Here is a 14461-nt window from a genome sequence, read left to right on the forward strand (position 1 = left end):
ATTAGAGCGCTAACAAGGAACAGGAGAAGTTATGAAAAAAACATGTATTGTTACCGGTGGAAGTTCAGGTATTGGGCTGAGTATAGTGCAATTATTTACCAATAAAGGCTATCAGGTTTTTAATTTAGACTTACAGCCAAGTAACCTTGAAATACTGCGCGGTGCTGATATTTCCTGTGACATAAGTAATGTTGAGCAAGTACAAAATATTATCAGTAATATAGCTAAAACAGCGACTATTGATGTGCTGGTCTCGAATGCCGGCATTCACTTTTCAGGGAATATTGAAAACACCTCGGCAGCTGATTTAGATAAAGTCCTTAGTATTAATGTTAAGGGCGCTTATGCCGCGATAAAAGCGGTATTACCCGATATGAAAGCCAATAAAAATGGCGCGATTATATTAATGGCATCTGATCAAGCGTTAATTGCTAAGCAAAATTCATTTGCCTATAACATCAGTAAAGTCGCGCTTGCTTCAATCGCAAAAACCACCGCGCTTGATTACGCGAGCTTTAATATTCGTGCCAATGCGGTATGTCCAGGCACAATTGAGACGCCTTTATATCATCAAGCCATTAATAATTATTGTCAACGCTCTGGCGCCAACAAAGCAGAAGTACACGCTGAAGAAGCCGCATTACAGCCACTAGGTCGTTTAGGTCAACCCGAAGAAGTCGCTGAATTAGTTTATTTTTTAGCGTCAGATAAAGCCAAGTTTATCACCGGTAGTTTACAAGTGATTGATGGCGGTTATACCGCACAATAATTCACTTGGTTAGGGATAACAACAGCGAGTGCTTGTCGATAAGACAAAGAGAAAACCAGTGAATCGATGACAGTTTTTTTATTCCTGACAAAACTAAGTAGCCACTTCCCTGTAAGTAAATTCACTATGATGGTTTCAGTTATACCTGTCGGTTTCACGGGTTAATGAGTATAAAATAAGATGAAAATAATTGATCCACACCTGCATTTATTTAACCTTGAACAAGGCGACTACCAGTGGTTAAAAGCTGATAATCCACCTTATTGGCTGGATAAAAGAACCATTACACAAAGTTTCACAGAAAAAGACTTAGCCTTATCTACTCCTTTGCAACTTGCCGGTTTTGTACATATCGAAGCCGGGTTTGATAATCAGCAGCCTTGGCGAGAAATTGCTTGGCTAGAAAGTAGCTGTTCCCTGCCCTTTAAATCTATCGCTAGCGTTAATTTACTTTTACCAACAAACGAGTTTCAACAAACACTAGACAAGCTCAGTAGATTTAAGTCAGTAGTCGGTGTTCGTGATATTCTTGATGAAAATGCCTGTGCGTATTTATCAAATCCACACGTTAAGAAAAACTTAGCACAACTTGCCGAGCAACAGTTAATTTTTGAATGCCAAATGCCGTTAACTGATGTGGTAGCGACTGAGCAATTAATAGCTATTATTAATGAACTGCCGACACTACAATTAGTGATTAATCATGCGGGTTGGCCACCCGAAGATATTGCTAGTAAACAATGGCAATATTGGCAAAATGCCCTAGAAGCACTTAGTAGCTATGAAAATATTGCCATTAAATGCTCTGGCTTTGAAATGGTTAATCGCCAATATAGCGCCCAATGGCAACAGCGTGTCCTCAAACATTGTTTAGCCACCTTTGGTTTAAATAAAACCATGCTAGCCAGTAATTTTCCTTTATGTTTATTTAAAGAGAGTTATCAAAAAAACTGGCTGACCCATTTTGACAACCAACAATTATCAATAAATGAGCTTGAATTATTATCTTATAAAAATGCCTTACGCATCTACCGAATATCTAATTAGCCTATAAATTAAGAAGAAAAATCTACCCATAACACCTTAGATAAAATACTATTTCATTACTTCGCACTTTCATGGTGACTTAATGGATAACTTCGACAGAAAAATTCTTAAAATATTACAAAATGACTGTACGCAACCGGTCAGTGAGGTTGCCGCTCAAGTCGGTCTTTCAACGACCCCATGCTGGCGACGTATTCAAACCATGGAGAAAAATGGTGTTATTAAAGGACGGGTTGCCTTAGCGGATCCGGAAAAGTTAAATGTCGGCCTAACAGTTTTTGTGATGATTAAAACCAACCAGCATAATCCAGATTGGCTTGATGATTTCAGTATCAATTCAAAAGAGTTTCCAGAAATCATTGAATTTTATCGAATGAGTGGCGAAGTAGACTATTTACTACGTGTCGTTGTTTCTGATATGAAAGCCTACGATGCTTTTTATAAAAAACTCATCGGCCAAGCAAGCTTTGCCGATATTAGTTCCAGTTTTGCCATGGAAGAAATTAAATATACTACCGCACTACCCGTTGATTATATGTAACCTGTGATAAATAAGGATGGCGATTAGCCATCCTTATTTTTTATCTCAAGATATTGAAGCTGATTATTTTAATGAATTAACCGTAACATGTGGTGAGCGTTTCACGATTTCATCATTTAATTCAATGCCTAAACCTGGTACTTCTGTCACTTGGAAAAAGCCATTTATTGGTTGTGGGTCTTGCAAACACAATTCACGATTCCAATGTTTCGTCGCATAGGTATGATGCTCATGGATTAAAAAGTTAGGAATTGCCGTTTCTAAATGTAAAGACGCTGCTGTTGCTACTGGGCCACCACAAACATGGGCTTGGATACGAATATCATAGACATCAGCATAGTCACAGACTTTTTTAGACTCGGTAAAACCACCACATAAACCTACATCTGGCTGAAGTACATCAATACTTTGATCTTCAAAATACTGGCGTACATCCCAACGATGATATAAACGTTCGCCGCCAGCAATAGGAACATTAACCCGTTCCGCTACTTTTTTATGCACTTTAGCGTTTAAGTAATTGACCGGTTCTTCATACATCATACAGCCAACTTCTTCAACAATTTCGCCCATTTGAATCGCAGAAGCTGCGCCCATTAATGAATGAGATTCGAAAATAATATCAACATCTTCACCAACCGCGTCACGAATAGCACGTAATCGGTCACCAAATAAACGCATCTGCGGCTTAGTAAATAATTTAGTGCGATCGAACGATGAAGTGCCATCGGCATTATAAACAATAGGGTCCACTTTGACCGCATCATAACCTTCTGCAACCGCTTTTAATGCCGCTTCAGCATATTCTTCTGGTAAAAATAGCTTCTTAACTTCAACGTCCCAATCAAATTGTAATTGGCTCGCATAGGTACGCAGTTTATCGTTAACTTTACCGCCAAGTAGTTGATAGACAGGCACACCTAATGCTTTGCCTTTTATATCCCAAAGTGCGGTATCAATAGCACTCATTGCTGAATAAAGTACCGGTCCACCGCCTAGTCCCCAAAAGCTTTCACGCAGCATTCTAGACCATAACAGTTCGGTTCTAAAAGGGTCAAAACCTATGAGTACCGCTTCGGTAATTTCTTTAATCATCGCTGCGGCAGCGCTGTGTCCCCAATCGTAAGCAAGGCCTGCTTCACCAACCCCCGAGATACCTTCATCAGTATGAACACGAATAAAAACAGGGTTCCAACCGGCGCGATCTGGACATTCAATATCAAAAATTTCTACGTGAGTGACTTTCATTTTATCTTCTCTAAATATGTGAGTGTTTGTCGCAGAGAACTTATGTCAATAGCGGCGTAACGAGATATAAATACAGCTTTATTGTTGTTAAGTTGCAAAGCTAGGATCAGCGCGATAGACTTTTCTGACCATTGCCGGCCAAGCCTTTTGACCACCAGTACTGCCCGTATGAACAATATTTGCTTGCGCTTTTATTCCATCGACAATGCTCTGATCGACTAAAATGGTTGCCATGCCAGTTGCCATGACTTGCAATTGCACTTGGCAAGCACGGGTTAAATCGTACATATGCATAAAGGCATCGCCAATGGTGGCACCTAAGGTCAAACCACCATGATTTCTCAGTAACATAAAGTTTGCCGAGCCTAAGTTGTTTTGTAAGCGAAGTTTTTCGTCAGCATTTACCGCTAAACCTTCATAGTCATGATAGCTAATAGAAGCCAGAGCGAACATAGCGTATTGACTTAACGGCAATAAACCTTCTTGTAAACTCGCCACAGCGATGGTTTCATTAGTGTGTAAATGCAAGACACATTGCGCGTCATGGCGAGCTTCATGGACTGCGCTATGTATGGTAAAACCCGCAGGGTTAATTTCAAAGGGACATTCAGGGTCAACAATATTACCCGCTATATCTATTTTAACCAGGTTCGATGCGGTAATTTCATCAAAAGCTAAACCGAACGCATTAATAAGTAGATGTTCAGAATCAGGAATACGTGCTGAAATATGGGTGTAAATCAAATCATCCCAGCCATGCATGGCGATAAGACGATAACAAGCCGCTAAATCGATGCGTGTTTGCCACTCTTGTGCTGATACTTTATTTTTTAAGTTAATCTGTGGGATAGTTAACATTAAAATCCTTTAAAGAATTGTTATTTTAATATTTTAAATCATCGATAATACAAATCAAACCGCTAGTGTAATAAATTACCATAAAGGCTAGATAAAAATCAGCTAAGTTAAGCAAATTTGCATAACTTAAATAAACATCTTAATTAAGCTACCAATGAGTAAAACAAACACCAAAATAGGAAGGATTTTTGAATACTTCGCTTGCTCTTCATCACCCATTGGTTTGCCAAAACGTTCACCTAAAATAACCATTAAGGCAATACCAGCAAAAACCGCTAATAAAATCATGATTAATGTCATTATATCTCCAATTATTAATCTCTAAACCAATTGCACATTGCATTAGCTAATTATTCAATTACCATAGCAAGATAACAAGTAAAAATACGTAAACAACAATATGACTGCACCTGATAACTTTGCTGAAAAACGCCGCTTTATTATAAGACTAGGCAAAGCTTTGCATAAGTTTGGCACGCCGGCTTATCGTCTTGAAGCACATCTTCAAGATGTTTCGACATTTCTCGAATTAAAAGCATGTTTTATCATCACGCCTACGGCTCTGACTTTTGTCTTATCTGAAGATGAAGAGAACCAGCAATATAATCATGTTATTCGGGTGAAACCCGGTGATCTTGATTTAGGCTCTCTTGCGCGAACAGATGAGTTGGTTGATGAATTAAGTTCAGGTCAACGCACGTTATCTGAGGCCATTGAACGACTTGATGATATTGCGAATAAACCCAACCCCTACGGTCGCTTTCTTACCTTTCTCGCTTTTGGCGCTTCAAGTGGTGCTTTTTCCATGCTGATGCATACCAGTTGGAACGATGTTTTTTGGTCGGTATTATTGGGCTTTGTTGTTTGCTTATTTACCTTTTGGGCCGAATACTCGCGCCGAGTTACCGAGACACTAGAGCCTATTGCGGCAATTACCACCGCCCTACTGGCCTCGGCAATTACACTGATTGACCCAAGCATTAATATGCCCTTGGTCATTCTTTCAGCCATTATTGCCTTTATACCGGGCTTAGCATTAACGCTAGGCTTAGCTGAATTAGCCGCTCGGCATCTGATGTCGGGTACTGCGCGTATTATGGACGCGGTAATGATGCTATTTAAACTTTATTTTGGCGCGGTATTAGGCATGGCGTTAGGAAAATTATTTTGGGGCGAAGTGTTATATGTTACCCCAGCCAGTATGCCGGTTTGGACAGCATGGGCGGCAGTGACCACTTTATCTATAAGCTTAGTTATATTATTTCGCGTCCGTAAAAAAGATGCCCCTTGGGGAATTATTTCTGGCTATGTCGCTTTTGGTGCTAGCATTATTGGCGCCGCTTACTTAGGGCCAGCGCTTGGCGCTTTCGTTGGCGCATTTGTTTTAGGCATGTATGCCAATTTATTCTCACGAATTATGAGATTACCTTCTAGCATAGTTAAACTATTAGGTCTTGTGGTACTTGTACCGGGCAGTAAAGTTTATATCGGTTTGAACAGTGCGGTATCTGGAGTGAACATGTTAAATACCAATAATATTGGTTCAGAAGCCTTCTTGATTTTTATGTCACTTGTGGCTGGGCTTGTTTTTTCAAATGTTGCCTTACCTTCTCGTAAAACGTTGTAATAAAAGTACGCTAATGAAACAAGCTAACAAAAAAACAGCATATCACCACGGCGACTTACGCAGTTCACTCGTTGAAACGGGGGCCGAGATGATTAAAGACGCAGGAATTGAAGGGCTGTCATTACGAAAACTTGCCGAGCGTATTGGTGTTTCACGTACAGCAACCTATCACCACTTCAAAAATAAAAATGATTTACTTTGTGCGATAGCTGCACTAGGTTTTATTCAATGGACAAATATTTCTAATGCCATATTTGATGATAAAGGGCTTTCAGGGGAAGAAAAATTTCGTCAGTTTGTCCATCAATATATAACATTTGCCACCGAAAATGCTTCAATTTACGAATTAATGTTTGGCAAAACGATTTGGAAAAAAAACAATAGCGATCAAGCTTTGCGTGATATCGCTTATCCTAGTTTTAATTACCAACTAGAAATGACCAAAACTTGGCAGCAACAAGGCTTATTGATTGAAGACGAAAATAGCTTACGTTTAGCGCAAGTGACTTGGGGAACATTGCACGGTATTGTGCGTTTACTGATCGATGGAATTTACCTTGATACCAGCCATATTGATGAAATGTGTGAATGTGTCGTCAAGGTCTTTATTCAACAACAAAAATTATAATAAGGGTTAGGCATGTCTGAAGACAATAAAACAGCTCAGTTTGATCAGTTTTTTTCTATTAATTATCCCTTCAATGTCAATGCAACTATCATTGAAACCGATACACCGCCAAGTTATCAAAGTTTTATGAATACTATGCCGATGCCTTTTAAAATGGCCTCTGAAATAATCACTCTTGATCAAGCTGCATTACGCCCACTGCAAACCCTTGGCAGCGTTGCGGGACAGTTAGTTGATTATTTACATCATCAAGCTAAAAAAATAGACTTACTGGTCAGTTATATTTTGAGCGAACAAGACAATGAAATGCAACGTTATCAAGGCACTGATTTTGGTGGTGGCGGTGTTATCTTTACCAGTAACAACCTTTTTAACGTTGGCCAATTTATTACCTTAAAAATATTTCTCCTTGATGATAATTGTGCAATTTACTGTTGCGGGGAAATAATTTCTGCGACAACAACAAGTGAAGAAGTCAGTTGCTATAAAGTTATTTATCATCATATTAGAGAAGAAGACCGTGAAATATTAGTACGCTGTAGTCTTCATCAGCAGTCAAAACAGCTGCAGATTTTAGCGCAGCAGCGTAATAACCAATCGGCAAAAGATAAGTAGCTGAAACGCGTAAAAGTATTTCTTGGTTGAGTCTAGCTGATAAAAAGCACACTTTATCGGCTATTGCTTGTTGAGTAAGTCAAAAACCGTTAGCGTGATCACCATAAAATTTCAGGAAGATAGTTATGAACATGAATAAAAGATCTTTTTTAAAAGCGGGTGGTGCAGGCATTGCTGCGTTATCGGTATCAAGCAGCGCATTTTCCTCATCAACTAATAACAGTCAGTCAAATAGCCAAGCACTAAAAGATATCACCGGAAGTGTTTCTGGTATTACCTCTGCTGAACGTGAGGGTCGAATCATAAAAGCGCAGCAATTAATGCAGAAAATGAACATTACAGCGCTTATTATTGAACCCGGTGCTGCGATGGATTATTTCTCTGGCATTCAATGGTGGCGTAGCGAACGCTTGACTGCTTTAGTTATTCCTCAACAAGGTAAAGTGGCTGTGGTTTGTCCTTTTTTTGAAGAGCCTAGTATTCAAGAGAGTTTAGCCATTGATGGCGATATTCGTGTTTGGCAAGAGCATGAAAGCCCGTTCGAGCGTATCAAACAAATATTAGCAGACCGCGGAATTAGCCTTACCAAAGGGACGATTGGCTTTGAAAACTCGGTACGTTATTTTGTTCAACACGGCGTAATGAGTTTATTATCAACTCTTCAACATGTGAGTGCAGAGCCCGTCACTCGTGGCTGTCGAATAATTAAAAGTCACCATGAACTACAACTGATGCATAAGGCAAATGAGGTAACACTATTAGCCTACAGCGAGGTATATTCAAAGTTAGAAGTGGGTATGACGTCTGCACACGTTAAAAACTTGATGAGTAATGCACAAGCTACGCTAGGTGGAAAAGGCGGGTGGAATATGGCCTTAATTGATCAAGCAAGTGCTTTCCCTCATGGCAGTAAAAAGAAGCACCTCATTACAGAAGGCTCGATTGTCTTAATGGACTGTGGCTGTAATGTTCATGGTTATCAGTCAGATATTAGCAGAACCTTTGTGATGGGTGAGCCAACAAAGCGTCAACGTGATGTTTGGCAAACGGTGCGTACTGGCCAAAAGATAGCCTTTGAGCAAGCTAAAATAGGTAATGCTGCCGGTACTGTTGATGATGCGGTAAGAAAATATTATCAAGCACAAGGCTTTGGACCTGATTATAAATTACCTGGTTTGTCGCACAGAACCGGGCATGGTATAGGTATGGAAGGTCATGAAAGCGTTAACTTTGTTCATGGCGAACAAGAAAAGTTAACGGCTGGTATGTGTTTTTCTAATGAACCTGGCATTTATATACCTGGCGAATTTGGTGTCAGACTTGAAGACTGTATTTATATGACCGATAAAGGTCCACAGTGGTTTACTATTCCCCCAGACTCACTAGATTCTCCATTAGGCAAGCTTGCTAAGTTTACTTAACGCACTATTTATAATCTACAATAGGCTGTTTGCAGAAAACTCGTAAGTAACAGAGTATTGGCCTTATCCTCAAAATAGGAGTAACGGACCTTCCTTACTCCTTTCGTTTTATAACGCAGGATATAATGAAATAATTAATAAAAGTGCCATGGTAATATTAAAAGTTCTCAACCGTTTTTGGTTAGTTAACAATACTTGTATTTTCTGCCCTAAAACAATCCAAGAACTGATGCAGGGTAAATTGATTATTCCAAAGATAATCGCCACTAACAGTACCGACGTAAAGCTCTTTAATGGTGCATAAAGGCTTATTGACGTTAACGCCATTGTCCATGCTTTGGGATTAACCCATTGAAATAAAACAGCTTGGATAAAACTAAAAGGTTTATGATTTGACGCTTGTTGTTCTATATTGCTGGTCGAACTGGCTATTTTGAATGCTAAATAGAGTAAATAAACAATACTGACCACTTTTAATATTTGATAACTCAGCGGAAAACTATCAAATAATTGAATGACACCGAGCCCGACTAAGGCAATCATTAGTGTAAATCCTATGCCAACCCCTAATAAGTGAGGGATCGTTTTTTTGAAGCCATAATTTGCACCAGAATTCATTAACATCAAGTTATTTGGGCCTGGGGTTATCGAAGAAACAAAGGCAAAAATAGTTAAGGCTGATAGTATGTCTAAATTCATCGTCAGTTTGCTCTTTATTGTTTGCGAGGCATGCTAAATTTCAAGCTATTTTACGTAGACGGTTAGATGTTATACAGGAAAATCAGCTAAGGGAAATTATTATTAAGACTCGTGTCTTAAACGCTAAATGTAGCAGCTAGATTATTTAAACGTTGCCGGTGCTAAAGATCAAAACAGGCGTGGGTATATATATCATTTTACGTTGGGATAGCGCGTGGAATAGTATCTATAACGCATAGGTAAGCGGGTGAACATAGTCCTCCCATCTTACCCATTTGTTATATATTATTGCTTAGATAGCAACAACTTTATTTGCACATGGACCTTTTTGTCCTTGTCCAACTTCAAACTCAACAGCTTGACCGTCAGCCAATGTAGCGTATTCACCGCCAGATTGGATTTCTGAATGGTGAACAAACAAATCTTTACTGCCGTCTTCTGGAGTAATAAATCCGAAACCTTTATCCGCATTAAACCACTTAACTATACCTTTACTCATAACACTCTCTTTATCATTGGTGAAAAATATAAACCTAACTTGCTATCACCATTACAAGTCAGGATTTGAATCTTATTAATACAAACTATATTTAACATTATAGACTGTATTTATAATTAACGGTGCGCGCCACCTTTCTTTTTCATATTGACTACTTTTCGAGCTATATCAAGTAATTCAGGTGAAACATCATCAGCACCATCTTTTATGAGCTTACTTACATCACCGGATGAAAAGAATGAGCCACGCTCAGCTTTTACCCCTAATGATCTTACAAAGTCTTTCGTCTTACCTGTACTTCCCGTATCAATATACTTAAAAATAATTTGTTCATTAAAACTTTGTGGTTCTTGTTTTAAAGTAGCAACGGTATCGGTAAGTAATGTTATTTCCGATCCTAACATTTCTATTAACTCGGCAATATCTGAATATGGTTTCATTAAATTATTTAGCTCTTTTAATATTATCTGACAATGCCAACAGGCAATCACTTTACAGAAGAAGCAAGTCAGTATAACTAGCATGCTTAAAAAATTATTATACAGTGAATGCCACTGAGTAAATAGTCTCTATTTTAATAGCTAAGAGCAATGATGAGTTATTATTACTTTTTTTAATAAGATAACTTACTGAATGACAATATAGTGAATCAATAAACAACCACGGCTATTGCATTTTTAACCTTCACGGCCAGTCACCACCAACCGGACAATATTATCTTAAACCTAAGTCCAATCATTTTTTTTGATTAAACACGACGATTTATTACGTTTGATTGTTTTTTTCGTAAGCCTATAATCAGCTTAATTATTTTAAAACTAACTACAGTAAAAATGAAAAACTCATACCAAAGAAACGTAAACATATACATTGTAATTTTTTTGTTGCTAAGTCTATGTATTTCCTCTTTAGCGGTAGCAACAACAGAAACGCCAGAAACGAAAACGAAAGCTGTTTTTGGTCAAATAGAATCAGCTTTATTAACCTTAAAAAGTAACAATCAATTCACCAAAAGTAAGGTCAGAAATGTATTAACTCAATACCTTCTGCCTGAGGTAGATGTTCAATATTTTAGTTATAAAGTTATTAATCAACATTTGCCAAAAATATCTGCCGAGCTTAGAACTGAGTTTGTTACTGAACTATCAAATCAATTAATAAATACTTATACCAGCTTATTAAGTAAATACAACGGTGAATCAATAACTATCGGCACAGGGGCATTATCAAAAAGTGGTAAAATGTCGATGGTCAATATAACGATTACTGGCGAAAAAAAAGTTAACAAAGCCGTAGTAAAATTACTAATGTCGAAACAAGGCAATTGGCAATTTTTTGATATTATCATTGAAGGTATTAGTTTATTAGATGCAAAGCAAAAAGAAATAAATTCAAGTTTCAATAAGTTAGGTATTGAAGGTACGCTATTGCAGCTTAAGAGCATTAATCAAAGAAGTCTCACTTCTTCATAAATAATAAAGGTAGGTATCATAGTTCTAATGGAATGGCTTAATCAAACGCATAATTTCAAAACACTTTCAGTAGTCCTCGCCAATAATAAATTTGTTATTGCGTTATTATTTATTTTCATTTTTTATATGATTAAGTATCTCATCGTAAAAACAATAAAAAAAAAATCAAAACAGGATAAAAAATTACAGATCAATATAGTCAATAATATATTTACCATAATGATGATCGTGATGGTTTTTAATATTTGGTCCGAAGAGATTCAAAAATTTGCTTTCTCGATTGCTGCCTTTATCGTCGCAATTGTCTTAGCAACCAGAGAGTTTATACAATGTTTTATTGGTTTTGTTTATATTCTGTCAAGTCGACCATTTCGTATTGGTGATTGGGTACAAGTTGGTAATCATTACGGCGAGGTACATTCAACAGATTGGGCTAAACTGACACTTTTAGAGGTAAATATAGATGATTATCAATATACCGGTAAGACGCTATATTTACCAAATAGCCAGCTAATTACTTCGGTTATTAAAAATCTTAACTTTCTAAAACGATATGCAATGCATCATTTTACCATTGTCAGAGATGACAGTGTTAATCCCTTTGAGTTTATTGATCAGTTGTATAATAAAGCAAATTTATATTGTAATGACTTTAAAGAAGTTGCTATCCGTTATAACCAACTTATTGAAAATCGTTTAGAGGTTCATATCGCTGGCCCAGAACCACATATCCAAATAGCCACCTCTGAACTTGGTGATACGCAAATCTTCTTTACTATTTTTTGTCCAACAGAAAGAGCATTAGAAATAGAGCAGAAACTGACCGCTGATTTTATGACGCTATGGTTTAAGCAAAAAACGGCCTCGCCGATTTCATTAAGCTAGTCAATATCATTGACGGTAAAGTCACTCAATCACGGTTACTTGGTGATTGAGTGACCCTTAGCGTTATTATTTCAACGACTTGCCGCGCAAAGTTACTTTTTATCGTTATTCAATAAAGTAAGGGTACCATCGAGATGCACATCACGTTGTGGAAAGGCGACAACAATACTGTGTTCTTCGAATAATTCATCTAATCGAAAACGAATATTACTTCTAGTCACTCTTAACGCGGTTTCTCCACTCGAATTTATCCAGAAGTTAACATAAAATATTAACGAATTATCGCCAAAATCTTCAAAAACCACCACCGGCATAGGATCGGTTAATACTTCTTTTTGCGCAAGTGTCGCTTCTAAAATCAAATCAGCCACTTTTCTAGCCCGAGTACCATAGGCAACCCCAACAGAAACACTTGTTCTAACGAGACTGTCTCGAAGCGTCCAATTGACTACCGTATTTTCAAGTAATTTACTGTTAGGAATAAGTAAATGAACACCATCAACACGTCTAATACGTGTTGAACGAGTATTAATTTCCTCGACCACACCTTTGGCGTTTTCAACTTCTAAAAAATCACCAATTTTAATAGGTCGTTCCCACATTAAAATCCAACCACTGATAAAGTTGTTAATAATGTTTTGTGCGCCAAAACCAAAACCAATCGCGATTGCACCCGATAAAAAGGCAAATGCGGTGATCGGCACATTGATCAAATCTAATGTGGTGATTAACATTATAACTATCGCAATGACATAAAAAACACGCTGCAATAAATGTATAATATTTGGATCAGTTTTGTTGGTTGTTAAACGTTTGGTGATAAACCTTACGCCCCATTTAGTGAGCAACAATCCAAGGTAAATAATAAGTGGGATTAACAATAACCCGCCCAATGTCACTGGTTGCTCAGCAACAGTAATAACCGTAGTAGATAAGATTGCTTTTATTTGTGCAAAATCCATAAAATCCCTTAATTTAACTGACTTTTTATTTTGAGCCTAAAAAGACTTTCGATGGGTCAACAAGAAAACGTTTGCCAAGCGCCTCTCTTCCTAACAACATTAAATAACTCATATCAGAGCGGTCTGTTAAGGTTATTTCAATTGACCAATTTTCTTCACCCAGAACTATCGGTGTTTCGATAACATAACGTTGCTCCGTTGTGCCATTCGACGATTTAACTTTACGCATATCACTAATAGGCGCCGTACACTGCTGCATCGTATCAACATTATGCACATCAGGGTGCAGATCAAACGTTACACTGTTTACGCCATCAACAATTGACTTCTTGATATTATCAACGTGTAGCGACGACGTTTTCGCACCAGTATCAACTCGCACTTGTAACTCGTCAATAGCTAAGTCTGGCAAGGCTATTGACTCTAAACGCCCGATAATGACCTTACTAGCGTTTTTCATATACTCACCTAACTGTCGTCATTTTCAGGTAAAAGCTGCTCTTGTACATTTTCGATGTGCCCAGCAATCTCTTCATCATCTTCACTAAAGTAAGCGACATGAAACATAGCTTCACCTTCTTGCACTAACGGTATATTTTGCTTACCAATTAAAATACCCGAGCGTGTTGCTTTAACCGAATCAAATATTGCACCATATGGGCTACCAATTTCGGCTAATACTTGGCCTTTAGTGATTTGATCGCCCAAATTAACAATATTATGGACAATACCACTGGCATTTGCGCGCACCCATTGACTGCCGTTAGCAATAAACGGCATGCGTTTTTTCTTGCTTCGGACAACTTTCCGGGTCATGCCTAAATGCTGTAAGACATTTAAGATACCTTTCATACCCGCTCGAATCGAAAACTCATCAAAGCGCAGCGCTTCACCCGCTTCATATAATAGTATTTTAGTTTCGTTTTTAACCGCTGATTCTCTTAACGAGCCGTCAACTAAATTGGAATTCAACACAACCGGTACACCAAACACTTCCGCTAACGCTTTAGTGTCAGGATCAGACATATCGGCCCTAATTTGTGGCAGGTTTGAGCGGTGAATAGCCCCGGTATGTAAATCGATACCGTAATCACAATGTTTTACGATTTCATTAAGAAAAATATGTGCAACACGCCCCGCTAAAGAGCCCTTCGCTGACCCTGGAAAACAACGGTTTAAATCACGACGGT

Annotated in this window: 18 protein-coding genes; 9 read left to right on the plus strand and 9 right to left on the minus strand. The window is 38.0% G+C overall.

Annotation, left to right across the window (positions count from 1 at the left end; all coding sequences use genetic code 11):
• The first annotated feature begins 31 nt into the window (after positions 1 to 31).
• From ESZ26_RS17335 to ESZ26_RS17345, 3 genes are all read left to right on the plus strand, one after another.
• Positions 32 to 769 carry an SDR family NAD(P)-dependent oxidoreductase gene (locus ESZ26_RS17335; protein WP_146800812.1) on the plus strand — a complete coding sequence of 246 codons (738 nt, stop codon included), beginning with the start codon at positions 32 to 34 and terminating at the stop codon, positions 767 to 769.
• A 180-nt stretch (positions 770 to 949) separates the two neighbouring features.
• Positions 950 to 1816, plus strand: a complete 867-nt coding sequence (locus ESZ26_RS17340) for an amidohydrolase family protein (protein ID WP_146800814.1) — start codon at positions 950 to 952, stop codon at positions 1814 to 1816.
• An 82-nt stretch (positions 1817 to 1898) separates the two neighbouring features.
• A complete protein-coding gene (locus ESZ26_RS17345) occupies positions 1899 to 2357 on the plus strand; it encodes an Lrp/AsnC family transcriptional regulator (RefSeq protein ID WP_146800816.1) in 459 nt (152 codons plus the stop codon).
• Between the two features lie 63 nt (positions 2358 to 2420).
• Here ESZ26_RS17345 and ESZ26_RS17350 read toward each other — a convergent pair whose 3' ends face one another.
• From ESZ26_RS17350 to ESZ26_RS19290, 3 genes are all read right to left on the minus strand, one after another.
• On the minus strand, positions 2421 to 3605 hold the full coding sequence (locus ESZ26_RS17350; RefSeq protein ID WP_146800818.1) for a mandelate racemase/muconate lactonizing enzyme family protein: 1185 nt from the start codon (positions 3603 to 3605) through the stop codon (positions 2421 to 2423).
• 87 nt (positions 3606 to 3692) lie between these two features.
• Positions 3693 to 4463, minus strand: coding sequence for a class II aldolase/adducin family protein (locus tag ESZ26_RS17355; protein WP_146800820.1), 771 nt, complete (start codon positions 4461 to 4463; stop codon positions 3693 to 3695).
• Positions 4464 to 4589: 126 nt separating this feature from the next.
• Complete coding sequence (locus ESZ26_RS19290; protein ID WP_170246409.1) at positions 4590 to 4763, minus strand: hypothetical protein; 174 nt, start codon at positions 4761 to 4763, stop codon at positions 4590 to 4592.
• 100 nt (positions 4764 to 4863) lie between these two features.
• Between ESZ26_RS19290 and ESZ26_RS17360 the strand changes: the two genes are divergently transcribed.
• The 4 genes from ESZ26_RS17360 to ESZ26_RS17375 all read left to right on the plus strand — a co-directional run bounded on the left by ESZ26_RS17360 (position 4864) and on the right by ESZ26_RS17375 (position 8754).
• The gene (locus ESZ26_RS17360; RefSeq protein ID WP_070374419.1) at positions 4864 to 6090 is read left to right on the plus strand and encodes a threonine/serine exporter family protein; all 1227 of its coding nucleotides are present in this window, start codon (positions 4864 to 4866) and stop codon (positions 6088 to 6090) included.
• 13 nt (positions 6091 to 6103) lie between these two features.
• Positions 6104 to 6718 carry a TetR/AcrR family transcriptional regulator gene (locus ESZ26_RS17365; RefSeq protein ID WP_146800822.1) on the plus strand — a complete coding sequence of 205 codons (615 nt, stop codon included), beginning with the start codon at positions 6104 to 6106 and terminating at the stop codon, positions 6716 to 6718.
• Between the two features lie 12 nt (positions 6719 to 6730).
• Positions 6731 to 7333: a PilZ domain-containing protein gene (locus ESZ26_RS17370; RefSeq protein ID WP_146800824.1), complete on the plus strand. Its 603-nt coding sequence runs from the start codon at positions 6731 to 6733 to the stop codon at positions 7331 to 7333.
• 125 nt (positions 7334 to 7458) lie between these two features.
• On the plus strand, positions 7459 to 8754 hold the full coding sequence (locus tag ESZ26_RS17375; protein WP_146800826.1) for a M24 family metallopeptidase: 1296 nt from the start codon (positions 7459 to 7461) through the stop codon (positions 8752 to 8754).
• Positions 8755 to 8862: 108 nt separating this feature from the next.
• Here ESZ26_RS17375 and ESZ26_RS17380 read toward each other — a convergent pair whose 3' ends face one another.
• The 3 genes from ESZ26_RS17380 to ESZ26_RS17390 all read right to left on the minus strand — a co-directional run bounded on the left by ESZ26_RS17380 (position 8863) and on the right by ESZ26_RS17390 (position 10392).
• Positions 8863 to 9453, minus strand: a complete 591-nt coding sequence (locus ESZ26_RS17380; RefSeq protein ID WP_146800828.1) for a LysE family translocator — start codon at positions 9451 to 9453, stop codon at positions 8863 to 8865.
• A gap of 292 nt (positions 9454 to 9745) precedes the next feature.
• Positions 9746 to 9952 (minus strand): cold-shock protein, encoded by a 207-nt coding sequence (locus ESZ26_RS17385; RefSeq protein WP_070374424.1) that lies wholly within the window; start codon positions 9950 to 9952, stop codon positions 9746 to 9748.
• 116 nt (positions 9953 to 10068) lie between these two features.
• On the minus strand, positions 10069 to 10392 hold the full coding sequence (locus tag ESZ26_RS17390; protein WP_146800830.1) for a hypothetical protein: 324 nt from the start codon (positions 10390 to 10392) through the stop codon (positions 10069 to 10071).
• Positions 10393 to 10833: 441 nt separating this feature from the next.
• Between ESZ26_RS17390 and ESZ26_RS17395 the strand changes: the two genes are divergently transcribed.
• Both ESZ26_RS17395 and ESZ26_RS17400 read left to right on the plus strand, forming a co-directional pair.
• The gene (locus ESZ26_RS17395; RefSeq protein WP_170246410.1) at positions 10834 to 11424 is read left to right on the plus strand and encodes an MlaC/ttg2D family ABC transporter substrate-binding protein; all 591 of its coding nucleotides are present in this window, start codon (positions 10834 to 10836) and stop codon (positions 11422 to 11424) included.
• A 231-nt stretch (positions 11425 to 11655) separates the two neighbouring features.
• Positions 11656 to 12309, plus strand: coding sequence for a mechanosensitive ion channel family protein (locus tag ESZ26_RS17400; protein WP_342353836.1), 654 nt, complete (start codon positions 11656 to 11658; stop codon positions 12307 to 12309).
• A gap of 92 nt (positions 12310 to 12401) precedes the next feature.
• On the opposite strand, the gene ESZ26_RS17405 is transcribed toward ESZ26_RS17400, so the two are convergent.
• The 3 genes from ESZ26_RS17405 to ESZ26_RS17415 all read right to left on the minus strand — a co-directional run.
• Entirely contained in the window at positions 12402 to 13271 is an 870-nt protein-coding gene (locus tag ESZ26_RS17405) for a mechanosensitive ion channel family protein (RefSeq protein WP_146800836.1), read from the minus strand.
• Positions 13272 to 13296: 25 nt separating this feature from the next.
• Entirely contained in the window at positions 13297 to 13731 is a 435-nt protein-coding gene (locus tag ESZ26_RS17410) for an ATP-dependent zinc protease family protein (protein ID WP_146800838.1), read from the minus strand.
• An 8-nt stretch (positions 13732 to 13739) separates the two neighbouring features.
• Positions 13740 to 14461: succinylglutamate desuccinylase/aspartoacylase family protein (locus ESZ26_RS17415; RefSeq protein ID WP_146800840.1), on the minus strand; the 722-nt coding region annotated here is incomplete at its 5' end.

The organism is Colwellia hornerae (genome assembly GCF_007954355.1).
In the GTDB taxonomy this organism is placed as follows: domain Bacteria; phylum Pseudomonadota; class Gammaproteobacteria; order Enterobacterales; family Alteromonadaceae; genus Colwellia_A; species Colwellia_A hornerae.

Bases quoted from the DNA above. Each gene is read 5' to 3' on its own strand.
- ESZ26_RS17345 (WP_146800816.1), top strand. From the start codon at position 1,899: ATGGATAACTTCGACAGAAAAATTCTTAAAATATTACAAAATGACTGT.
- ESZ26_RS17355 (WP_146800820.1), bottom strand. From the start codon at position 4,463: ATGTTAACTATCCCACAGATTAACTTAAAAAATAAAGTATCAGCACAA.
- ESZ26_RS17365 (WP_146800822.1), top strand. From the start codon at position 6,104: ATGAAACAAGCTAACAAAAAAACAGCATATCACCACGGCGACTTACGC.
- ESZ26_RS19290 (WP_170246409.1), bottom strand. From the start codon at position 4,763: ATGACATTAATCATGATTTTATTAGCGGTTTTTGCTGGTATTGCCTTA.
- ESZ26_RS17335 (WP_146800812.1), top strand. From the start codon at position 32: ATGAAAAAAACATGTATTGTTACCGGTGGAAGTTCAGGTATTGGGCTG.
- ESZ26_RS17410 (WP_146800838.1), bottom strand. From the start codon at position 13,731: ATGAAAAACGCTAGTAAGGTCATTATCGGGCGTTTAGAGTCAATAGCC.
- ESZ26_RS17380 (WP_146800828.1), bottom strand. From the start codon at position 9,453: ATGAATTTAGACATACTATCAGCCTTAACTATTTTTGCCTTTGTTTCT.
- ESZ26_RS17385 (WP_070374424.1), bottom strand. From the start codon at position 9,952: ATGAGTAAAGGTATAGTTAAGTGGTTTAATGCGGATAAAGGTTTCGGA.
- ESZ26_RS17400 (WP_342353836.1), top strand. From the start codon at position 11,656: ATGGTTTTTAATATTTGGTCCGAAGAGATTCAAAAATTTGCTTTCTCG.
- ESZ26_RS17350 (WP_146800818.1), bottom strand. From the start codon at position 3,605: ATGAAAGTCACTCACGTAGAAATTTTTGATATTGAATGTCCAGATCGC.
- ESZ26_RS17340 (WP_146800814.1), top strand. From the start codon at position 950: ATGAAAATAATTGATCCACACCTGCATTTATTTAACCTTGAACAAGGC.
- ESZ26_RS17405 (WP_146800836.1), bottom strand. From the start codon at position 13,271: ATGGATTTTGCACAAATAAAAGCAATCTTATCTACTACGGTTATTACT.
- ESZ26_RS17360 (WP_070374419.1), top strand. From the start codon at position 4,864: ATGACTGCACCTGATAACTTTGCTGAAAAACGCCGCTTTATTATAAGA.
- ESZ26_RS17370 (WP_146800824.1), top strand. From the start codon at position 6,731: ATGTCTGAAGACAATAAAACAGCTCAGTTTGATCAGTTTTTTTCTATT.
- ESZ26_RS17375 (WP_146800826.1), top strand. From the start codon at position 7,459: ATGAACATGAATAAAAGATCTTTTTTAAAAGCGGGTGGTGCAGGCATT.
- ESZ26_RS17390 (WP_146800830.1), bottom strand. From the start codon at position 10,392: ATGAAACCATATTCAGATATTGCCGAGTTAATAGAAATGTTAGGATCG.